The sequence below is a fragment of the Pseudomonas sp. LBUM1671 genome (assembly GCF_059695685.1).
On sequence record NZ_CP166782.1, the window covers coordinates 5,638,020 to 5,660,223 of the forward strand.

Here is a 22,204-nt window from a genome sequence, read left to right on the forward strand (position 1 = left end):
TAAGGAGGTGATCCAGCCGCAGGTTCCCCTACGGCTACCTTGTTACGACTTCACCCCAGTCATGAATCACACCGTGGTAACCGTCCTCCCGAAGGTTAGACTAGCTACTTCTGGTGCAACCCACTCCCATGGTGTGACGGGCGGTGTGTACAAGGCCCGGGAACGTATTCACCGCGACATTCTGATTCGCGATTACTAGCGATTCCGACTTCACGCAGTCGAGTTGCAGACTGCGATCCGGACTACGATCGGTTTTCTGGGATTAGCTCCACCTCGCGGCTTGGCAACCCTCTGTACCGACCATTGTAGCACGTGTGTAGCCCAGGCCGTAAGGGCCATGATGACTTGACGTCATCCCCACCTTCCTCCGGTTTGTCACCGGCAGTCTCCTTAGAGTGCCCACCATTACGTGCTGGTAACTAAGGACAAGGGTTGCGCTCGTTACGGGACTTAACCCAACATCTCACGACACGAGCTGACGACAGCCATGCAGCACCTGTCTCAATGTTCCCGAAGGCACCAATCCATCTCTGGAAAGTTCATTGGATGTCAAGGCCTGGTAAGGTTCTTCGCGTTGCTTCGAATTAAACCACATGCTCCACCGCTTGTGCGGGCCCCCGTCAATTCATTTGAGTTTTAACCTTGCGGCCGTACTCCCCAGGCGGTCAACTTAATGCGTTAGCTGCGCCACTAAGAGCTCAAGGCTCCCAACGGCTAGTTGACATCGTTTACGGCGTGGACTACCAGGGTATCTAATCCTGTTTGCTCCCCACGCTTTCGCACCTCAGTGTCAGTATCAGTCCAGGTGGTCGCCTTCGCCACTGGTGTTCCTTCCTATATCTACGCATTTCACCGCTACACAGGAAATTCCACCACCCTCTACCATACTCTAGCTTGTCAGTTTTGAATGCAGTTCCCAGGTTGAGCCCGGGGATTTCACATCCAACTTAACAAACCACCTACGCGCGCTTTACGCCCAGTAATTCCGATTAACGCTTGCACCCTCTGTATTACCGCGGCTGCTGGCACAGAGTTAGCCGGTGCTTATTCTGTCGGTAACGTCAAAACACTTACGTATTAGGTAAATGCCCTTCCTCCCAACTTAAAGTGCTTTACAATCCGAAGACCTTCTTCACACACGCGGCATGGCTGGATCAGGCTTTCGCCCATTGTCCAATATTCCCCACTGCTGCCTCCCGTAGGAGTCTGGACCGTGTCTCAGTTCCAGTGTGACTGATCATCCTCTCAGACCAGTTACGGATCGTCGCCTTGGTGAGCCATTACCTCACCAACTAGCTAATCCGACCTAGGCTCATCTGATAGCGCAAGGCCCGAAGGTCCCCTGCTTTCTCCCGTAGGACGTATGCGGTATTAGCGTCCGTTTCCGAGCGTTATCCCCCACTACCAGGCAGATTCCTAGGCATTACTCACCCGTCCGCCGCTCGCCACCAGGTACAAGTACCCGTGCTGCCGCTCGACTTGCATGTGTTAGGCCTGCCGCCAGCGTTCAATCTGAGCCATGATCAAACTCTTCAGTTCAAACATCTTTGGGTTTTTAAGAAACCCTAAACTTGGCTCAGCAATCGTTGGTTACATCTTTGATTTCTCGCGGAGTAACTTGTGATGCTGATAATCTTGTTGACTATCAGTCTGACTCCACAAGCACCCACACGAATTGCTTGATTCAGTTGTTAAAGAGCGGTTGGTTAAGATCTTTCGTCTCAACCGAGGCGCGCATTCTACAGCAGCCTCTGTTGCTGTCAAGCGGTTATTTTCAGAAGTTTCAAAGTTTCCTTTGCAACTTCAACCACTTGCGCTTCCGATCTCTCGTTAGCGGGAGGCGAATTCTACAGCGTTACTCGCTGCTGTCAACACCTCTTTTTCTCCGCTTTCGACCGAGAAGATCGAACCGTCAATCAAGCCACACAAACCCGCTTGATCAACTCCTTCTGGGCTTCGATGACCTGAAGCAACCCGCTGTCGAAAACTGCGTAACTCTTTGTTTACCAAGGAGTTTTCCGTTTCGACTGCGCCGGAAGTGGGGCGAATTATAGACTTCCAGAATCTGCCGTCAACCCCTGATTTCAGGTTTATTCGGATTTGAGCGTAATACGCGCAAATGCCTTCTTTCCAGCCTGGCAAACATGGGTCGCGCCCAATACATACATAAAGGTGCGATCGACAACCTCGCCATCTATACGCACACCACCGGAACCCAACAGGTCTCTCGCGACAGCCGAGTTCTTGACCAGGCCAGCCTTATTAAGGACAGCAGCAATTGGCATGTCTTCAGCAGCGATCAGTTCGATCTCTGGCAGATCGTCCGGTAGCTCGCCATCCTTCATACGGTTGCCCGCCGCACGGTGAGCATTGGCCGCAGCCTCTTCACCATGAAAACGCGCAACGATCTCTTCAGCCAGTTTGATTTTGATATCACGCGGATTGGCGCCCGCCTCGACATCCGCACGGAATGCATTTATCTCATCCATGGAGCGGAAGCTGAGCAATTCGAAGTAGCGCCACATCAGCGCGTCCGGAATCGAGACCAGCTTGCCGTACATGACACCCGGCGCCTCCTGGATACCGACGTAGTTGCCCAAGGACTTGGACATCTTCTTCACGCCATCCAGACCTTCGAGCAGCGGCATGGTCAGAATGCATTGAGCCTCTTGACCATAACTGCGCTGCAGCTCACGCCCCATAAGCAGGTTGAACTTCTGGTCGGTACCGCCCAACTCGACATCCGCGCGCAAAGCGACCGAGTCATACCCTTGAACCAACGGATAAAGGAACTCGTGAATGGCGATTGGCTGATTGGTGGTGTAGCGCTTGTCGAAGTCGTCGCGCTCAAGCATGCGAGCCACTGTGTATTGCGAAGTCAGACGAATGAAGTCTGCTGGCCCCATCTGATCCATCCAGGTGGAGTTGAACGCTACTTCCGTCTTGGCTGGATCAAGAATCTTGAAGACTTGAGTCTTGTAGGTCTCGGCATTCTCGAGAACCTGCTCACGGGTGAGCGGAGGACGCGTCGCGCTCTTGCCGCTTGGATCACCGATCATCCCGGTGAAGTCACCTATAAGGAAGATCACCTGATGCCCCAGCTCCTGGAACTGGCGCAGCTTATTAATAAGCACGGTATGACCCAAGTGCAAATCCGGCGCAGTCGGATCGAAGCCTGCCTTAATACGTAGCGGTTGGCCACGCTTGAGCTTTTCGATCAGCTCGGACTCGACCAACAGTTCTTCCGCACCACGTTTAATCAGCGCTAGCTGCTCTTCAACCGACTTCATAACAGACCCGCAAGGCTCGAATTCAAAGGGGACCAACCATACAAGATCACGCGTCAAATACAAAGTTTGGCCGGCGCGATGACGCCAATCCGCTGACAGAGTGACCGCGGACTTGCTTCAGAGATGATTTGGTTATATTTTATACAGTTATTTCATCTTCATCATGTCATTCATCTTTTCCAATTCATCTTTTTCAAAGTCAAAAATTACCTATGACCAAAGAATCGTCTAAAGCGCCACCGCTTTACCCGAAGACCCACCTGCTCGCAGCAAGCGGTATCGCCGCTCTTCTGAGCCTGGCGCTTCTGGTATTCCCTTCCAGTGATGTAGAAGCCAAAAAGACAACGCTGAGTCTTGAACTGGAAAGTCCTGCTGAACAACTGACACAAGATCAAGACGCTGCTGAAGCCGTCCAAGCCACAAATGAGCCGGCAGCCTCGCCTTTCGCGCAGATCGAAAACAGCGCCGAAGAACCTCAGGAAACCGCCCAGGCCGAGCCTGCACCGACGCCTGTCGTCGAAGAAAAGAAGGCGCCAAACCACAGGGAAGTGATCGTTTCCAAAGGCGATACGCTGTCCACGCTGTTTGAGAAAGTCGGCCTCCCCGCCACTTCAGTGCATGAAGTACTGGCCAGCGATAAACAGGCCAAGCAATTCAGCCAGCTCAAACACGGCCAGAAACTCGAATTCGAACTCGCCCCCGACGGCCAACTGACCAATCTGCACAGCAAGGTCAGTGACCTCGAAAGCATCACTCTGACCAAGAATGATAAGGGTTATACGTTCAACCGCATTACCGCCAAGCCTACCGTGCGCTCCGCCTACGTTCATGGCGTGATCAACAGCTCGCTGTCGCAGTCTGCCGCGCGCGCCGGCCTTTCCCACAGCCTGACCATGGACATGGCCAGCGTGTTTGGCTATGACGTCGACTTCGCCCAGGATATTCGCCAGGGCGACGAGTTCGATGTGATCTACGAGCAGAAAGTCGTCAACGGCAAGGCTGTCGGCAACGGCCCGATCCTTTCCGCACGTTTCACCAACCGCGGCAAAACCTACACCGCCGTGCGTTACACCAACAAACAAGGCAACAGCAGCTACTACACCGCTGACGGCAATAGCATGCGCAAGGCGTTTATCCGCACGCCGGTAGACTTCGCCCGCATCAGCTCGAAATTCTCCATGGGCCGCAAACACCCGATCCTGAACAAAATCCGCGCCCACAAAGGTGTCGATTACGCAGCACCACGCGGTACCCCGATCAAAGCAGCCGGTGACGGCAAAGTATTGCTGGCCGGTCGCCGTGGTGGCTACGGCAATACCGTGATTATCCAGCATGGGAACACCTACCGCACGCTGTACGGCCACATGCAAGGCTTCGCCAAAGGCATCAAGACTGGCGGCAGCGTCAAGCAAGGCCAGGTGATCGGATATATCGGCACAACCGGGCTCTCCACCGGCCCGCACTTGCACTATGAGTTCCAGGTCAATGGCGTGCACGTCGACCCACTGGGCCAGAAAGTTGCGATGGCCGATCCAATCTCCAAAGGGGAACGCGCACGCTTCCTTGCGCAGAGTCAGCCGTTGATGGCCCGCATGGATCAAGAGAAGTCCACTATGCTGGCTTCGAAGCGCTAAATCATGACGCTCTATATAGGTGTGATGTCCGGGACCAGCCTAGATGGCTTGGACATTGCGCTGATCGAGCTGACCCCGGCGATCATCTTGATCGCCACGCACTACACTCCCATGCCTGATTCCCTGCGCACCGAGCTGCTTGGCTTGTGCGCCAGCGGCCCGGACGAGATTGCCCGCTCCGCCATCGCTCAACAGAACTGGGTGAAACTGGCCGCTCAGGGCATTAACACCCTCCTCCAACAACACAACCTGAAACCCGAAGACATTCGAGCGATTGGCAGCCACGGCCAGACCATTCGCCATGAACCGGCGCGCGGCTTCACCGTACAGATAGGAAACCCTGCCCTATTGACCGAGCTGACCGGCATCACCGTGGTCAGCGACTTCCGCAGCCGTGACGTGGCCGCCGGCGGACAAGGTGCACCGCTGGTTCCAGCCTTTCACGAAGCGTTGTTTGATGAACGTGCCGGTAATCGTGCGGTGCTGAACGTTGGCGGATTCAGCAACCTCAGCCTGATCGAACCCGGCAAGCCTGTCGCCGGCTTTGACTGCGGCCCAGGCAACGTTCTACTGGATGCGTGGATTCATCAGCAACGCGGCGACAACTTTGATCGCGACGGCCAATGGGCGGCCAGTGGCAAGGTTGAACCGGTTCTGCTGTATGAATTGCTGAGTGATCCGTTCTTCGTGACCAAAGGCCCGAAAAGCACCGGTCGCGAAGTGTTCAACCTGCCATGGCTGACACAACATCTCTCGAAGCTCCCGACCTTCGCCGCTGAAGACGTGCAAGCAACCCTGCTTGAGCTGACCGCACTGACCATCGTCGAATCGCTGCAGCACGCTCAATCGAATACTCAGGAACTGTTGGTCTGCGGTGGCGGCGCCCATAACGCCACACTGATGAAGCGCCTGGCCAGCCTGCTACCCAACGCGACAGTCAGCAGCACCGCCGCCTACGGCGTGGATCCGGACTGGGTTGAAGCCATGGCCTTCGCCTGGCTGGCCCATTGCTGCCTGGAAGGCGTCGCCGCCAATCGCCCAAGCGTCACCGGCGCCCGCGGCCTGCGCGTACTCGGCGCCATCTACCCGACATAAACGCAACACAGCAAAACGCCGCAAAGCCCTGAAGCCATGCGGCGCTTGATGATGCGGTGAAGCGCGATCAGATCGAGAACGAAGAGCCGCAACCACACGTGGTGCTGGCGTTCGGATTCTTGATCACGAAACGCGAACCTTCCAGACCTTCCTGATAATCCACCTCGGCGCCCGCCAGATACTGGAAGCTCATTGGATCTACGACCAGACTCACACCTTCGCGCTCGACGATGGTGTCGTCATCGGCCACTTCTTCATCGAAGGTGAAGCCGTACTGAAAACCTGAACAACCGCCGCCCGTAACGAATACGCGCAGCTTCAAGCGATCATTCCCCTCTTCATCGACCAGGCTCTTCACCTTGTGCGCGGCACCGTGGGTGAATTGCAAAGCGGTGGGGGTGAAGGATTCGACGCTCATGCTGACTATCTCCCGGCGTTACGCCGCCATAATGCGTGATGACGCGCATTATCCGCTTCTCCTAGAAAATTGGTCAACTATTGTTACGGTATATCAATAAACCCGATTGCCGGTTCTAAATGCAAAAAGGCCCGTCAGACGGGCCTTTTTGCTGAACGGGGTAAAACCTTACGGCAGCATGCCGGCGTGGGACAGGCCCAAGCGCTCATCCAGCCCGAACAGAATGTTCAGGTTCTGCACCGCCTGACCCGACGCACCTTTGACCAGGTTATCGATCACCGACAAAACCACCACCAGATCACCGTCCTGCGGACGATGCACCGCGATACGGCAGACGTTGGCGCCGCGCACGCTGCGGGTTTCCGGATGGCTGCCGGCCGGCATCACATCGACGAACGGTTCGTTGGCGTAGCGCTTTTCAAACAACGCCTGCAGATCCACCGAGCGATCCACGACAGTCGCATACAGTGTCGAATGAATGCCGCGAATCATTGGCGTCAGGTGCGGAACGAAGGTCAGACCGACGTCCTTGCCCGCTGCGCGACGCAGACCCTGGCGGATTTCCGGCAAGTGACGGTGACCTTTGACGGAATAGGCTTTCATGCTTTCCGACGTCTCGGAGTACAGCGAACCGACCGAAGCACCACGGCCCGCACCGCTGACACCGGATTTGCAGTCAGCGATCAAACGCGTGGTATCGGCCAGCCCGGCTTCGAGCAATGGCAGGAAACCCAATTGCGTAGCCGTTGGATAGCAACCCGGCACGGCGATCAGGCGAGCATCCTTGATCTGCTCGCGATTGACTTCCGGCAGACCGTAGACCGCTTCCTCCAGCAGTTCCGGCGCACCGTGCGGCTGGCCGTACCACTTGGCCCATTCAACCGAGTCTTGCAGGCGGAAGTCCGCCGACAGGTCGATGACCTTGGTCCCGGCCGCCAGCAATTCGCCAGCCAGCGCATGGGCAACACCGTGCGGCGTGGCGAAGAACACCACATCACAGGCGCCCAGTGTCTTGATGTCCGGAACGCTGAACGCCAGGCCGTCGTAGTGGCCTCGCAGGTTCGGGTACATGTCAGCCACGGCCAGACCGGCCTCGGATCGGGAAGTGATCACGACCACTTCAGCTTGCGGATGCTGTGCCAACAGACGCAGCAGTTCGACACCGGTGTAACCCGTGCCGCCGACGATACCGACCTTGACCATATACCTGCCCTCAACGAACCCACTGGAAAGCCGTCGATAATAGGGGCCGCGCGGCCCTGCGACAACCGCTTAGGTGACGTGCGGACAGTCAAGCCTCTACTATTCGGGCTACCGTGAACCTGGGAATAACTAAAAATGCTTTATCTGTGGCTCAAAGCGCTTCATATCATCAGCATGGTCTGCTGGTTTGCCGGCCTGTTTTACCTGCCGCGCCTGTTCGTTTATCACGCCCAAAGCGAGGATACCGTCAGCAAGGAACGCTTCAGCCTCATGGAGCGCAAGCTGTACCGCGGCATCATGGGCCCGGCGATGATCGCCACGCTGATTTTCGGTATCGCGCTGATCTGGCTTAACCCAAGCATCTTCAGCCAGGGCGCCTGGATTCACGCCAAGCTGACGCTGGTGGTGATCCTGATCGGCTACCACCATATGTGCGGCGCGCAGGTGAAACGTTTTGCCCGTGGCGAAAACACCCGCAGCCATGTCTTTTATCGCTGGTTCAATGAAGTGCCGGTTCTGATATTGCTGGCTATCGTAATTCTGGTCGTTGTTCGGCCGTTCTAATAAGCACAACTCACCGGGGTACTTCCAATGTCGCTGCCCGCTTTGCTCGAACAACGTTTGCGCCTGCCCGTAGTGGCTGCGCCGATGTTTCTGATTTCCAATCCGCAATTGGTGCTCGCCTGCTGCCGTAACGGCGTGGTCGGCAGTTTTCCCGCACTGAACCAGCGCGAGAGCAGCGGCTTCAAGGCCTGGCTGGAAGAGATCGAGGCAGGGTTGGCGACACTGGAGAATCCTGCGCCTTACGCCGTGAACCTGATCGTCCACAACACCAACCCACGACTGCAAGCAGACCTTGCGATCTGCATCGAGCATAAAGTGCCGATCGTGATCACCAGCCTCGGCGCTGTGAAAGAAGTAGTCGATGCCGTTCACAGCTATGGCGGCCTGGTGTTTCATGACGTGACGACCCGTCGCCATGCCGAAAAAGCCGCCGAGGCCGGTGTGGACGGTTTGATCGCCGTGGCAGCAGGCGCCGGTGGACATGCCGGGACCTGGAGCCCGTTCTCGCTGATTGCCGAGATTCGCCAGTTCTTCGACAAAACCCTGCTGCTGGCAGGCTGCCTTAACCATGGTCACGAAATTCTTGCCGCGCAATTGCTCGGTGCGGATCTGGCCTACTTCGGTACGCGATTTATCGGCACGACGGAAAGTCATGCGCCTGACGCTTACAAAGAGATGTTGCTGACTGCCAGAGCCGCGGACATCGTCCATACGCCAGCGGTGTCAGGCGTACCGGCAAGCTTCATGCGTCAAAGCCTGGAGGCCGCCGGTTTCGACATGGCCGCGTTGCAAGGCAAGGGCGAGGTCGACTTCGGCTCCAAACTCAAGCCGATCAGCGATGAAGCCAAAGCCTGGAAAACCGTGTGGTCTGCAGGCCAGGGTGTCGGGGAAATCGATGATTTGCCAAGCGTCGATCAACTGGTCGCTCGACTGGACGCGGAATATCGCAAGGCACTGGAACTGGCGGCACAGCTGCCTAAACGCTGGCCGCGCTGAGATGAAAGTTTGGCCAGCCCGCCCCGGCTGGCCTTACACTCCACGCCTGTAACATTTCCTCATTCAAAAACTCGCGACAAGGATGCCTCGCAATGAGCGACAACCGTTTCAAGATCGTGTTCGACGGCGCTCTGCTGCCAGGCGTTAACGTCACCACCGCCAAACAGAAGCTGGCCGAGCTATACAAAAGTGAAGTCGCTGCGGTCGAACGGCTGTTCACTGGCAAGACGGTTACGCTCAAGAAAGACCTGTCGCACGCCGACGCGCAAACCTACCTTCAGGCGCTGACGAAAACCGGCATCGATGCTCGCATCGAAAGCGAGCCGTCCATAGAGCTGAACCTGGCCGATGCTCACGAACACCGGCCCGTCAGCAGCCCATCCGGATTCGCCGACCCGGCATCCCCTTACGCCCCGCCTCGGGCTACCGTCGGTGAAGCCCTGCCAGAATACGCCACACTCAAGCCATTCAGCGTTGAAGGCCGCATCGGTCGTTTGCGCTATCTTGCCTGGACGATGGCCCTGACGCTGGTCACGCTGGCCGTCGGTTCGGTACTGGCCATTTTTGCCTTCGCCATCATCAGCGCCGATTCAACCGCAGGCCTGATTCTCGGTGGCCTGGTGGCGTTCATCCTGTTCATTGCCATGGCGGTCGTGAGCATTCAGATCAGCGTTCAGCGCCTGCATGACATCGGCTGGTCCGGCTGGCTCTGGCTGCTGAACCTGGTCCCGTTCGTGGGCAGCTTCTTCCCGTTCGTGATCATGATCGCCCCGGGCACCAACATCGCCAATCAATACGGCGCGCCGCCTCCACCTAACACCACCGCGGTCAAAGTGCTGTCTTCGCTGTGGGTCGTGTTGATTGCCATCGTCTTTATTGGCGCACTGGCCGGAGGCTTGACGGCTATTCAGGAAGAATATGAAACCGCGGCCGAAACCAGCTACGACAGCAGCTCGGTGATTACCGAAGAAATTGAAGTCGAGCCGGCGCAAGAGGCGGAGCAAGCAGCGGATTCCGCAGAGGAAGAAGCCGAATAAGCCCCGGCCCCTGTAGACTCTGCGAAAGAATGAACAGCGCTCCCCGCCCGTGACACCCGCGTCGCCGGCGCGGAGCTGTTGCGATGGAGAACTGCATGACCCGTTACGCTCTGATCACCGGCGCTTCCAGCGGCATCGGCCTGGCGATGGCCGAAGCGCTGGCCCGCCGTGGCCGCAGCCTGATACTGGTGGCCCGACAGCGTGATCAGCTGGAAAGTATTGCAATCGAATTGACCCAACGGTTTGGCGTGGAAGTGCTGTTCCGCGCCTGTGACCTCGGTGAACCGCTACGGCTGTCCGGGTTCCTGCTGGAACTGGAAGAAGGTGACCGGCAAATCGATTTGCTGGTCAACTGCGCGGGCATCGGCACCTGCGGGCCATTTCTGGCCCAAGACTGGATGACCGAGCAGGACCTGATCGAAGTGAACATCCTGGCCCTCACCCGCTTGTGCCATGCCATCGGTAACAGCATGGCCTTGCAGGGTGGCGGGCAGATTCTGAACGTCGCTTCAATGGCGGCATTCCATCCCGGCCCGTGGATGAGCACCTATTACGCCAGCAAAGCCTATGTGCTGCACTTTTCCGAAGGGCTGCGCGTCGAGCTGAAGAAGTGCGCAGTCAAGGTCTCGGTGCTTTGCCCCGGCCCGACACGTACCGGCTTCTTCCGCACTGCGCAGTTGAACACCGGCAAACTGGCCGACAGCAACCTGCTGATGAGTCCAGAAGAGGTTGCGCTGTATACCGTGCGAGCCCTGGAGAAAAATCGGGCAATCATTATTCCGGGTCGGGGGAACCGCTGGCGTGCCTTCCTGCCGCGGCTCGGCTCTCGCTGGCTGAACCGGACAATCGCGGGCATGGTCAACAAGGCCTACTGTCCGCGCTGACCAGGCCTCAAGGTAAAAGGCTGGGCTCGGGGATAACCCATGAGTACACTCAGGCCAGCCCCAACAACGGAGAAAACAGCTGTGGATACTCTGTTCACCAAGATCATCAACCGGGAAATCCCGGCAAAAATCATTTACGAGGACGACCAGGTACTGGCCTTCCACGACATCGCCCCACAGGCACCGGTGCATTTTCTGGTCATCCCGAAAAAAGCGGTGCGCACCCTCAACGACCTCACCGAGGACGACAAGGCATTGGCCGGACATATCCTGTTCACCGCCCAACGCCTGGCCCTGGAACTCGGCTGCGAGGAAGGTTTCCGTGTGGTCATGAACTGCAATGAACTGGGTGGACAGACGGTCTATCACATTCATATGCATGTGTTGGGTCAGCGCCAGATGCACTGGCCGCCGGGCTGATTGCAGCAAACCTTGTGGGAGCGGGCTTGCTCGCGAAAGCGATATGTCAGTCGACATCAACGTTGCATGACACACTGCCTTCGCGAGCAAGTCGGATCGCCGCACCGCCGATTCCACAAAGGCTCGTAGCTCAGCAACTGCTTCACAATGACCCAGCGCAAACCTTCCCCGGCCGATTGGGTTAAACTGGCCGCCGAGATTCTTCCCGGAGGTCAGCATGACTACCCAGCGTCACTACTCGCCGATTGACCGCCTTCTGCTGCAAGCCGATGCCGCGATGCGTACCTTGCTGCCCTTCAGTGGCCAGCCGTACCGTCCGTCGCCCGCCATCGTGCAGCCGGATGCGCAAATGAGTGACGAAGACACCCGCCACGTTGCTGGCTTGATGCGCATCAACCATACCGGCGAAGTCTGCGCCCAGGCGCTGTATCAGGGGCAGGCCCTGACGGCCAAGTTGCCGCATGTGCGCGCCGCCATGGAACATGCTGCCGAGGAAGAAATCGATCACCTGGTTTGGTGCGAGCAACGCATCAAACAGCTGGGCAGCCACACCAGCATTCTCAACCCGCTGTTCTACGGCATGTCGTTCGGAATTGGCGCGGTGGCTGGATTGATCAGCGACAAGGTCAGCCTGGGTTTCGTTGCCGCGACCGAGCATCAGGTGTGCAAACACTTGAATGAGCACCTTGAGCAATTGCCGGAAGAAGATGAAAAGTCCCGGGCGATTCTTGAGCAGATGCGGATTGATGAAGAACATCATGCCGAGAGTGCGCTGGATGCCGGAGGTTTTCGTTTTCCGGCGCCGGTGAAATTCGGGATGGGTTTGTTGGCAAAAGTGATGACCAAGAGTACTTATCGGATCTGATAGATGCATTGCCTGACAAGGTCTCTTCGCGAGCAGGCTCGCTCCTACAGGGGATTTTGCGACAGACATGAAAAAGGCGACTGCCGTGAGGGAGTCGCCTTTTTTTGTGCTCGAAAATCTTAGTTAGGCATGTTGCGCGCGTAGAAGATTTCCAGCATTTCGTGTTTCACACGGTCGGTTACCTGAGCTCGCTGCTCGGAGGACAGGCTGTTGGTGGCGTCGCCAAACAAGTAGTTGTCCAGTTCGAAGTTCTTCAACAGCATCTTGGTGTGGAACAGGTTTTCCTGGTACACGTTCACGTCGGTCATCTGGTACGCGTCGCGGGTGTCGTCGGAGAGGTAGTTCTGAATCGAGTTGATCTCGTGATCGATGAAGTGCTTGTTGCCTTCCACGTCACGAGTGAAACCGCGCACGCGATAATCCACGGTCACGATGTCCGAATCGAACTGGTGAATCAGGAAGTTGAGCGCCTTGAGCGGTGAAATGACGCCACAGGTCGACACGTCAATGTCCACACGGAAGGTCGCAATGCCATCGTCCGGATGGATTTCCGGGTAGGTGTGCACCGTGATGTGGCTCTTGTCGAGGTGGGCCAGGATAATCTCGGGCAACGGGCCCGGCGACTCTTCGATCTGGCTGTCGGTCGGGGTTACCGGCTCTTCAGAGATCAGAATCGTGACGCTGGCGCCCTGGGGTTCATAGTCCTGACTGGCAATGTTCAGGATGTTGGCACCAATGATATCGACAACTTCTGTGAGGATCTGCGTCAGGCGTTTCGCGTTGTACTCTTTATTGATGTACTCGACGTAAGCCTGTTGGTCTTGCGGGGTTTCCGCGTAGCAGATGTCATAGATGTTGAAGCTCAAGGTCTTTGTCAGGTTATTGAACCCGTGGAGCTTGAGTTTGCTTTTCACCGTTAAAAACTCTCTATGTATTGCGGCCCGGGCCGCGTGATCAAGCATGCCCGTCAGATGCGAACAACGCAGCTGCGTAGGACGGTTAACACCTCTTCGCGATGGCGATTTTGGTTGTCTGTTCGGGTTTGCAGCCGTCGAAGACGGGCCACTACCCTGAAAAAAGTGGCGCATTATGCAGACGTCAGCTTGGGATCGCCAGAGTCTGCACTGCTTTTATGATAGTTGAATGTCGATTCAACCGAGTTCGATGATCTCGTAGTCGTGGGTAATCGCCACGCCAGCCGCGCCGAGCATGATCGACGCCGAGCAATACTTCTCCGCTGACAGTTCGATAGCGCGTTTGACCTGGGCTTCTTTCAGCCCGCGGCCCTTGACCACGAAGTGCATGTGGATCCTGGTGAAGACTTTCGGATCTTCGGTCGCACGCTCGGCTTCGAGGAAGGCTTCACAGCTTTCGACGGCCTGACGGGACTTTTTGAGGATGCTGACCACGTCGAAATTGCTGCAACCGCCAACACCCAGCAGGAGCATTTCCATCGGCCGGACACCCAGGTTACGACCGCCTGCATCGGGCGGACCGTCCATGACCACGACGTGACCGCTGCCGGATTCACCGAGGAACATGGCTTCGCCAGCCCATTGGATGCGTGCCTTCATCGCCAGACTCCACTGCTTAAAAAAGGGTCGCCAGCTTAGCACAGGGCCCCTGATCTACAGCGCCCTGCATTCGTAGGGCATAACCATCCGAACCGTAGGTAATTTCTCGAATATTGCGAGAAGTGTCTGTTAAGCTGGCGCCAATTCGCTGGCGCATAGCCAGCTTTGCTGGCATCCGTCGTCATCGACTCATAAAAAATCAAACACACCGTGAAGTCTTTTCGGGATACAACCATGGTTGCTATTGCCCCAACCCCCAAAATCAAGAACCTCGACAAGCTGTTGATGCATTGCCAGCGCCGTCGTTATGCGGCCAAGAGCAACATCATTTGCGCCGGTGATCGCTCGGAAACGCTGTTCTTCATCATCAAGGGTTCCGTCACGATCCTGATCGAGGATGACGACGGCCGCGAAATGATCATCGCCTACCTGAACTCCGGGGACTTTTTCGGCGAGTTGGGCCTGTTTGAACAAGCGGGGCTCGAGCAGGAACGCAGCGCCTGGGTACGCGCGAAGATCGAGTGTGAAGTGGCGGAAATCAGCTACGCAAAATTCCGCGAACTATCCCAGCAGGATCCAGACATTCTTTACGTGCTCAGCGGACAAATCGCACAACGTCTGCGTAATACCACGCGCAAGGTCGGCGATTTGGCCTTCTTTGACGTAACCGGCCGCGTCGCCCGTTGCCTGCTGGAACTGTGCAAACAGCCGGACGCCATGACCCACCCGGACGGCATGCAGATCAAAGTCACCCGTCAGGAAATCGGGCGGATTGTCGGTTGTTCACGGGAGATGGTCGGTCGCGTGCTCAAGGATCTGGAAGAACGCAACCTGGTGGACGTCAAAGGCAAGACCATGGTGGTCTTCGGTACGCGCTAAGCTTGAAAACTCAAGCGGCGAGCATGTCCGCCAGCAGCTGGCGATAAAGCGCATCAAGCCGCCCGAGCGCATCGGGCGCGGCAAACTTCTCATGCAGGGCAATGTGGCTTTCGGCGCGCACCCGCTGCTCAAGACCGCACGCTTCGTTGAAGCGATTGACCGCAGCGACCATCGATTCACGCTCGTTATCCAGCAACAACGCACCGTGCACCAATCCAACTGGACGCGCTCCACCCTTACTCTGGCGCCAGCGCTGAGCGGTGCCGACCATCTTACGGCCGTCGAGGTTGACGTTGAAACGGCCATCGCAGAACGCACCGTCGACTTCGCCCAAGGAAGATACGCCGCCCAGCTCATCGAGTAACTGACAGATCGGGTCGCAGAGACGGCGATAAGCGGTTTCGATGCGGTTCTGGTCACCTTCGCTGCGAGGGGGTGCGTAGACCAGCGCGATATTGATAGTGGAAGCCGATTGCGGCACAGGCTCTCCACCGGTTTCACGCAGCAGCACTGGCCAACCGGCGGCGGCTGATACTTCACAGGCGGCTTCGAAACCTGGCAGGCGGTTCAGACGTCGGGGCATGACCAATGCGCGGTCGCTGGGTTGCCAGAACAATAAGCCGAAGTCTGAATCGCCGGTGCAGACACGGGCCAGCAGGTCTTGCTCGGCTTGCAGGCCGGCTTCGACGGTCAGATGGGTCGGCTGAGTCATGGGCTACTCCACTAGGCGTAAAGTCTTTGGGAAATTTGAGGGCCTCTTCGCGAGCAAGCCCGCTCCCACATCAGAATTGTGTACACAGATCCAATGTGGGAGCGGGCTTGCTCGCGAAGGGCGCGCAGCGGTTTGCCTGACTGCACTCAGTCGAGCGTAGAACCGCTGACCGGACCGCCGCGCTCAGGAAAAAACAGGCGCTGCAACTCGGTGCCCGGGCTTTCGGCGCGCATAAACGCCTCGCCCACCAGAAACGCGTACACGTCACTGATTTCCATCAGCTCCACATCGGCCCGGTTGAGAATGCCGCTTTCCGTAATCACCAGGCGATCACGCGGGATGCGTGGCAACAGGTCGAGCGTGGTTTCGAGGCTGACGTCGAAGGTGTGCAGGTTGCGGTTGTTCACGCCAACCAGCGGTGTATCGAGGGTTTTCAAGGCCCGCTCCAGCTCGTCGCCATCGTGGACTTCCACCAGCACGTCGAGGCCGACGCTTTTGGCCACGGCCGCCAGTTCGGCCATCTTCAGGTCATCCAAGGCGGAGACGATCAACAGCACGCAGTCAGCGCCCAACGCGCGGGCTTCGACGATCTGGTACGGATCGATCATGAAATCCTTGCGGATCACCGGCAGGTTGCAGGCCGCCCGCGCCTGCTGCAGATATGCATCGGCGCCCTGGAAGTAATCGATATCGGTCAGCACCGACAAGCACGTCGCGCCGCCCTTCTCGTAGCTTTTGGCAATGTCGGCAGGAACGAAGTGCTCGCGGATCACGCCTTTGCTCGGCGAGGCTTTCTTGATTTCGGCAATGACGGCCGGCTGTTTCAGCTTGGCCTGAGCAATCAGTGCCTTGGCAAAACCACGGGGTGCATCGGCCGCCTTGGCCAGGCTTTCCAGCTCCGCCAGACTCACACGGGCGCTACGCTCGGCAACTTCCTGGACTTTGCGGGCCAGAATGTTTTCCAGAACCGTCGGTACACTCATCCCTCATTCTCCACTTTGAATACCGCGGTAAATGCACCCAACTCCTCAAGTTTTTCCCGAGCGAGGCCTGTGTGCAGCGCATCGTGCGCCAGGGCAACGCCTTCTTTCAAACTGGTTGCCAGGTCGGCGGCGTACAGCGCCGCACCGGCATTGAGCACGATCATCTCGGCGGCTTTCTGGCCGCTTTCGGTCTTGCGCTTGCCCAGGGCATCGCGAATCAGCTCAAGGGACGCCGCCGGGCTTTCCACCGCCAGGCCGTGCAGGCTCTGGCTCTTCATGCCCAGGTCTTCCGGCTCGACCCAATACTCAGTGATCTGGTCATTCTTCAGTTCTGCCACGTAGGTTGGCGCCGCCAGACTGAACTCATCCAGGCCATCCTTCGAATGCACCACCAACACGTGCTTGCTGCCCAGACGTTGCAAGACTTCGGCCAATGGCCGGCACAACGCCTGGCTGAACACGCCCACCACCTGGTGTTTCACGCCGGCCGGATTCGTAAGCGGGCCGAGCATGTTGAACAGGGTACGCAGGCCAAGATCCTTGCGCGGGCCGGCGGCGTACTTCATTGCACTGTGATGGGTCTGGGCAAACATGAAACCGATGCCGACATTGTCGATGCAGCGTGCCACCTGGACCGGAGTCAGGTTCAGGTAGATCCCGGCCGCCTCCAGCAAGTCAGCGCTGCCGCTTTTGCCCGACACCGCACGGTTACCGTGCTTGGCCACGGTGCATCCGGCCGCTGCCACCACGAAAGAGGAAGCGGTCGATACGTTAAAGATGTTTGCACCGTCACCACCGGTGCCGACCACGTCGACGACGCCGTCGAGGGTCTTGAGTTCGACCTTGTCCGCCAGCTCGCGCATGACCGACACCGCGCCGACGATCTCGTCGATGCTTTCACTTTTCATGCGCATGGCCATCATGAACGCGCCGATCTGCGCATCCGTGCATTGCCCGGTCATGATCTCGCGCATGACATCGCGCATCTCATCGGTGCTGAGGTCGAGGTGATCGACGATACGGCTCAGGGCTGTCTTGATATTCATGAAAAGTCCTTAGCGCGTGCCGCCGGTTTGTTTGAGGAAGTTAGCGAACAGCTCGTGGCCCTGCTCGGTGAGAATAGACTCGGGGTGGAACTGCACACCCTCGATGTTCAATGTCTTGTGGCGCAGGCCCATGATTTCGTCGACCGAGCCGTCTTCGAGCTGGGTCCAGGCGGTCAGCTCCAGGCAATCGGGCAGGGTTTCGCGCTTGACGATCAGCGAGTGATAACGCGTCACCGTCAGCGGACGATTCAGGCCTTCGAATACGCCCTTGTCCTCGTGGAATACCGGGCTAGTCTTACCGTGCATGACCTGCCGGGCGCGGACCACATCACCGCCAAAGGCCTGACCGATGGATTGGTGACCGAGGCAGACACCAAGAATGGGCAGTTTGCCGGCGAAATGCTTGATCACATCGATCGAGACTCCGGCTTCGGTCGGGGTGCAAGGGCCGGGGGACACGACGATACGCTCAGGGTTGAGCGCTTCGATTTCGGCAACGGTGAGCTCATCGTTGCGCACGACTTTGACCTGGGAGCCGAGCTCACCGAGGTACTGCACAACGTTGTAGGTAAAAGAGTCGTAGTTATCGATCATCAGCAACATGGCGGTTGGAACCTCTTGAATTCACTGACTTTAAGTACAGCCTTCGAATGATTACCCGCAACGTCCTGCGCTTTGTCAGTCGCCGGGTGCGCCGGCAAAGCGGTATGTCATACGGGTGAAGAAGGCAAATCGGTACAGGTCCGGCGGGGCCGGCAAAAGAATTCAGGCGCGCCAACGCCAGCGGGCGTGTGCCTTGATGACTTGATCCAGAAGTTTGCTGATGATCAACACGGGGAAGGTCTCATTCATACGTCTCGGCACAGTAACTTAGCTGGGCAGAGCGTGCAATATAGCCGGCGTGACTGGCCGCGAAACAATTGAACGGTTCGCGACCGATGGCAAAAGGCCGGAAGTTTTTGGTACTGTCGTTTCGTTCACTACAACAATAAATAAACGGACTTGCTCATGATCAAACAGACGTTGTTTGTACCGCTCGCAGGATGCTTGCTCGCCATGGCCTGCGCCCAGGCGATCGCCGCGCCTAATCCTTACTCCAATTTCGTCGTCTTCGGTGACAGTCTCAACGATGCCGGGACCTTTGCCGACACGGGCGGGCCTGCCGGTTCGACCCAGCGCTTTACCAACCGGACGGGGCCGGTTTACCTGGATGGCAGCGGCGAAGTCCGCTCGCTCAACTCCACACAGATTCTTGGCGGAAAACTAGGCTTCTCGGCGGATCAGACCGCCTCATCTTCCTCGGCGGTACGCGCCAACAATGGCCAGCCCGATGGCAACAACTGGGCCGTCGGCGGTTATCGCACCGACCAGATTCTCGATTCGATCACCAGCACCTCCGCCACGGGCGATCGCACCCGAGCAGGCTATCTGCCGTCGAACAATTTCCGCGCCGACCCGAACGCGCTGTATTACCTGTCGGGCGGTGGTAACGACTTCCTGCAAGGTCGCGTGACCAGCCTGCCTCAGGCCAGCGCCGCCGCCGATCGCCTGGTCAGCAGCGTGCAAACCCTTCAACAGGCCGGTGCCCGCTACATCATGGTCTGGTTGCTGCCAGACATCGGCTTCACCCCGGCCTTCAACGGCACACCACTGCAAGCGTTCACCTCCCAACTCAGCACCCAGTTCAACACTGAACTGGTGAGCCAGCTGCAGAACGTCAATGCCAACGTCATTCCGCTGAACATCCCGGTTCTGCTTAAGGAGACGTTTGCCAACCCAGGGCAGTTCGGCCTGGCCACCGATCAGAACCTAAGCGCCACCTGCTTCAGCGGCAGCAGCTGTACGGAAAACGCCCGTTACGGCATCAACAGTGCGACGCCGGACCCAACCAAACTTATCTACAACGACTCGGTGCACCCGACCGAAGCCGGGCAACGCCTGATTGCCGATTACGCCTACTCGCTGCTGGCCGCGCCATGGGAAGCCACCCTGTTGCCACAAATGGCCCAAGGGACTTTGCGTTCTCATCAGGATGAGTTGCGCAACCAGTGGCTGGCTGATTGGGAAAACTGGCAAGGCGTGGGTCAATGGCGGGCGATTGTCGCCGGCGGCGGCCAACACCAGGATTTCGATAGCCAGCGCAGTGGCGCCAGTGCTGACGGCAACGGCGCCAACCTGAATATCGGCGGCAGCTACCGGCTCAATGACGCATGGCGTGTAGGTTTGGCGGCGGGCTTCTACAATCAGAAGCTCGAAGCAGGCGATCACGACTCGGATTACAAGCTCAACACCTACATGGGTACGGCATTCGCCCAGTACCAGCAAAACCGTTGGTGGGGTGACGCGGCAGTGACCGCCGGGCATCTGGACTACGACAGCCTCAAACGCAAATTCCAGTTGGGGGTCAACGAACGCGCAGAGAAAGGCGACACCGACGGTTACCTGGTCGCTATCAGTGGCCGCCTGGGGTATGACATCGCGCCAGAGGCCAGCAGCCCGTGGCACCTGTCGCCGTTCGTGAGTGCTGATTTCGCCAAAGTCGAAGTCGACGGTTATTCGGAAGACGGTGCCGACTCCACCGCGTTGACCTTCGATGATCAGTCGCGCATCTCCCGGCGTCTTGGTCTCGGCATCCAGGGCAAGTACCAGATCACTTCGCAGACCCAGGTGTTCGGCGAACTGGCTCACGAGCGCGAGTACAACGACGATACCCAGGATGTGACGATGAACCTCAACAGCCTGCCGAACAACAGTTACTCCCTGGCTGGCTACACACCGCAATCCCACCTGAACCGCTTGAACCTAGGCGTGAGCCACAACCTCACCAAGGATCTGGCATTGCGGGCGAGTTATGACATTCGCAAGGATGACGACTTTACCCAGCAAGGCATTAACGTAGGCGTTGCGCTGGACTTCTAAACATCAGGCAAAAAAAACGCGGCGCCCTCACAGGTGCCGCGTTTTTTTTATGCTGAACACTTATTGTGGCGAGCGAGCTTGCTCGCGCTCGACTGCGAAGCAGTCGTCGATTGGGTCTGCTTCGCAGGCCAACGGGAGCAAGCCCCCTCGCCACAAAGGCTCGCCCCAGGTTTTGTGTGAACTCAGGCGTCCGGGGTTTGTTCGGCCAGGGCCACGGCGCGGAACATCGCACGGCGCTTGTTCAGGGTTTCTTCCCATTCCAGCGCCGGCACCGAGTCGGCGACGATGCCACCACCGGCCTGCACGTGCAGTTCGCCGTTCTTGATCACTGCGGTGCGGATCGCAATCGCGGTGTCCATGTTGCCGTTCCAGGCAAAGTAGCCCACTGCCCCGCCGTAGACGCCACGCTTGACCGGCTCCAGTTCGTCGATGATTTCCATCGCGCGAATCTTCGGTGCGCCCGACAACGTACCCGCTGGCAGAATCGCCCGCAGTGCGTCCATCGCCGTCAGTCCAGCCTTCAATTGGCCGGTAACATTGGACACGATGTGCATCACGTTGGAATAACGCTCGATAACCATTTTCTCGGTGAGTTTCACCGAGCCGATCTCCGACACCCGACCAGTGTCGTTACGGCCCAGGTCAATCAGCATCAAGTGCTCGGCGATTTCCTTGTCGTCCGACAGCAGGTCTTTTTCCAGCGCCAGGTCCGCTTCTTCGTTGGCCCCACGCGGACGGGTGCCGGCAATCGGGCGCACGGTGATCAGGTTGTCTTCGACCCGCACCAGCACTTCCGGCGAACTGCCGACGACGTGGAAGTCGCCGAAGTTGAAGAAGTACATGTAAGGCGTCGGATTGAAGCAACGCAGCGCCCGATACAGATCGATCGGCGCCGCCTTGAAGTCGATCGACATGCGCTGGGACGGCACGACCTGCATGCAGTCACCGGCCAGGATGTATTCCTTGATGGTGTCGACAGCTTTTTCGTAATCATCCTGGGTGAAGCTCGAGCGGAATACCGGATCAGCCGACTGTTGCTTGCTGAAATCCAGGCCACGGCGCGGGGTGATCGGCTGACGGAGTTTTTCCAGCAGCTCTTCCAGACGGGCCTGACCTTGCTCGAAGGCATCTTCCTTTGAGGGGTCAGCCAGCACAATCGCGTGCATCTTGCCGGCGAGGTTGTCGAACACCACCACGGCGTCGGAGACCATCAGCAGAATGTCCGGCACGCCCAGCGGATCCGGGTTCGGGCACTTGCCCAGACGCTTCTCCACATAGCGCACGCAGTCGTAACCGAAATACCCCACCAGACCGCCATTGAAGCGCGGCAGGCCAGGGATGGTCGGCACGTTGTAGCGGGCTTTGAAGGTTTCGACAAAGGCCAGAGGATCTTCGACCTCGTGGCTTTCGATCTCGACGCCGTCGTGGGTCACGCTCACCTGATGATCGTGAACCCGCAGCACGGTGCGGCACGGCAGGCCGATGATCGAATAACGGCCCCACTTCTCCCCGCCTTGCACCGATTCCAGCAGGTAGGAGTTCGGCTCGTCGGCCAGTTTCAGGTAGATCGACAGCGGGGTATCGAAGTCGGCCAGGGTTTCGCAGGCCAACGGGATACGGTTATAGCCGGCAGCGGCCAAACGCAGGAATTCTTCGCGGATCATGGGGTAGCCTCGTGGCTTGAG

General features: G+C 57.9%; 20 protein-coding genes and 1 rRNA gene. 10 read left to right on the plus strand and 11 right to left on the minus strand.

The annotated features are described in order from the left end of the window. Nucleotides 1–1,539 (minus strand): 16S ribosomal RNA (locus tag ACA060_RS26145). Between the two features lie 551 nt (nt 1,540–2,090). Then, nucleotides 2,091–3,290 carry a tyrosine--tRNA ligase gene (tyrS, locus tag ACA060_RS26150; protein ID WP_497314033.1) on the minus strand — a complete coding sequence of 400 codons (1,200 nt, stop codon included), beginning with the start codon at nt 3,288–3,290 and terminating at the stop codon, nt 2,091–2,093. A 212-nt stretch (nt 3,291–3,502) separates the two neighbouring features. Here tyrS and ACA060_RS26155 point away from each other — a divergent pair, with 212 nt between their 5' ends. Together ACA060_RS26155 and ACA060_RS26160 are read left to right on the plus strand one after the other, a co-directional pair. Beyond that, a complete protein-coding gene (locus tag ACA060_RS26155; protein ID WP_497314035.1) occupies nt 3,503–4,924 on the plus strand; it encodes a peptidoglycan DD-metalloendopeptidase family protein in 1,422 nt (473 codons plus the stop codon). 3 nt (nt 4,925–4,927) lie between these two features. Beyond that, entirely contained in the window at nt 4,928–6,019 is a 1,092-nt protein-coding gene (locus tag ACA060_RS26160; protein WP_497314037.1) for an anhydro-N-acetylmuramic acid kinase, read from the plus strand. Between the two features lie 67 nt (nt 6,020–6,086). On the opposite strand, the gene erpA is transcribed toward ACA060_RS26160, so the two are convergent. Together erpA and argC are read right to left on the minus strand one after the other, a co-directional pair. After that, on the minus strand, nt 6,087–6,437 hold the full coding sequence (erpA, locus tag ACA060_RS26165) for an iron-sulfur cluster insertion protein ErpA (protein ID WP_007947969.1): 351 nt from the start codon (nt 6,435–6,437) through the stop codon (nt 6,087–6,089). A gap of 168 nt (nt 6,438–6,605) precedes the next feature. Then, the gene (gene argC, locus ACA060_RS26170) at nt 6,606–7,640 is read right to left on the minus strand and encodes an N-acetyl-gamma-glutamyl-phosphate reductase (RefSeq protein ID WP_109635271.1); all 1,035 of its coding nucleotides are present in this window, start codon (nt 7,638–7,640) and stop codon (nt 6,606–6,608) included. Nucleotides 7,641–7,775: 135 nt separating this feature from the next. On the opposite strand from argC, the gene hemJ reads away from it, so the two are divergent. The 6 genes from hemJ (at nt 7,776) to coq7 (ending at nt 12,406) form a co-directional block, all read left to right on the plus strand. After that, nucleotides 7,776–8,204, plus strand: coding sequence for a protoporphyrinogen oxidase HemJ (gene hemJ, locus ACA060_RS26175; protein WP_109635272.1), 429 nt, complete (start codon nt 7,776–7,778; stop codon nt 8,202–8,204). A 27-nt stretch (nt 8,205–8,231) separates the two neighbouring features. Further along, entirely contained in the window at nt 8,232–9,200 is a 969-nt protein-coding gene (locus tag ACA060_RS26180) for an NAD(P)H-dependent flavin oxidoreductase (protein ID WP_497314039.1), read from the plus strand. Nucleotides 9,201–9,292: 92 nt separating this feature from the next. Then, complete coding sequence (locus ACA060_RS26185; protein WP_497314041.1) at nt 9,293–10,237, plus strand: DUF805 domain-containing protein; 945 nt, start codon at nt 9,293–9,295, stop codon at nt 10,235–10,237. Nucleotides 10,238–10,332: 95 nt separating this feature from the next. Next, nucleotides 10,333–11,121, plus strand: a complete 789-nt coding sequence (locus ACA060_RS26190) for an SDR family NAD(P)-dependent oxidoreductase (RefSeq protein ID WP_109635278.1) — start codon at nt 10,333–10,335, stop codon at nt 11,119–11,121. An 81-nt stretch (nt 11,122–11,202) separates the two neighbouring features. Further along, nucleotides 11,203–11,541 (plus strand): histidine triad nucleotide-binding protein, encoded by a 339-nt coding sequence (locus ACA060_RS26195; protein WP_094470373.1) that lies wholly within the window; start codon nt 11,203–11,205, stop codon nt 11,539–11,541. A 217-nt stretch (nt 11,542–11,758) separates the two neighbouring features. After that, a complete protein-coding gene (coq7, locus tag ACA060_RS26200) occupies nt 11,759–12,406 on the plus strand; it encodes a 2-polyprenyl-3-methyl-6-methoxy-1,4-benzoquinone monooxygenase (protein WP_497314044.1) in 648 nt (215 codons plus the stop codon). Nucleotides 12,407–12,525: 119 nt separating this feature from the next. Here the strand turns inward: coq7 and speD are convergent, their stop codons facing one another. Both speD and ACA060_RS26210 read right to left on the minus strand, forming a co-directional pair. Beyond that, nucleotides 12,526–13,320, minus strand: coding sequence for an adenosylmethionine decarboxylase (gene speD, locus ACA060_RS26205; RefSeq protein WP_109635282.1), 795 nt, complete (start codon nt 13,318–13,320; stop codon nt 12,526–12,528). A gap of 237 nt (nt 13,321–13,557) precedes the next feature. Further along, nucleotides 13,558–13,980 (minus strand): OsmC family protein, encoded by a 423-nt coding sequence (locus tag ACA060_RS26210; protein WP_007994936.1) that lies wholly within the window; start codon nt 13,978–13,980, stop codon nt 13,558–13,560. 234 nt (nt 13,981–14,214) lie between these two features. On the opposite strand from ACA060_RS26210, the gene crp reads away from it, so the two are divergent. Continuing rightward, a complete protein-coding gene (crp, locus tag ACA060_RS26215; RefSeq protein ID WP_008027103.1) occupies nt 14,215–14,859 on the plus strand; it encodes a cAMP-activated global transcriptional regulator CRP in 645 nt (214 codons plus the stop codon). 10 nt (nt 14,860–14,869) lie between these two features. Here crp and ACA060_RS26220 read toward each other — a convergent pair whose 3' ends face one another. The 4 genes from ACA060_RS26220 to ACA060_RS26235 all read right to left on the minus strand — a co-directional run bounded on the left by ACA060_RS26220 (nt 14,870) and on the right by ACA060_RS26235 (nt 18,203). Continuing rightward, complete coding sequence (locus ACA060_RS26220; RefSeq protein WP_497314046.1) at nt 14,870–15,571, minus strand: lipoate--protein ligase family protein; 702 nt, start codon at nt 15,569–15,571, stop codon at nt 14,870–14,872. Between the two features lie 146 nt (nt 15,572–15,717). Continuing rightward, complete coding sequence (gene trpC / locus ACA060_RS26225; protein ID WP_109635285.1) at nt 15,718–16,554, minus strand: indole-3-glycerol phosphate synthase TrpC; 837 nt, start codon at nt 16,552–16,554, stop codon at nt 15,718–15,720. Next, a complete protein-coding gene (trpD, locus tag ACA060_RS26230; RefSeq protein ID WP_497314048.1) occupies nt 16,551–17,600 on the minus strand; it encodes an anthranilate phosphoribosyltransferase in 1,050 nt (349 codons plus the stop codon). Before trpD ends, trpC begins: the two co-directional genes overlap by 4 nt. 9 nt (nt 17,601–17,609) lie before the next feature. Next, a complete protein-coding gene (locus tag ACA060_RS26235) occupies nt 17,610–18,203 on the minus strand; it encodes an aminodeoxychorismate/anthranilate synthase component II (RefSeq protein ID WP_109635289.1) in 594 nt (197 codons plus the stop codon). 405 nt (nt 18,204–18,608) lie between these two features. Between ACA060_RS26235 and estP the strand changes: the two genes are divergently transcribed. Continuing rightward, nucleotides 18,609–20,519 (plus strand): esterase EstP, encoded by a 1,911-nt coding sequence (gene estP, locus ACA060_RS26240; RefSeq protein WP_497314050.1) that lies wholly within the window; start codon nt 18,609–18,611, stop codon nt 20,517–20,519. A gap of 182 nt (nt 20,520–20,701) precedes the next feature. On the opposite strand, the gene trpE is transcribed toward estP, so the two are convergent. Beyond that, nucleotides 20,702–22,183: an anthranilate synthase component I gene (trpE, locus tag ACA060_RS26245; RefSeq protein ID WP_497314052.1), complete on the minus strand. Its 1,482-nt coding sequence runs from the start codon at nt 22,181–22,183 to the stop codon at nt 20,702–20,704. Between the last annotated feature and the right edge of the window lie 21 nt (nt 22,184–22,204).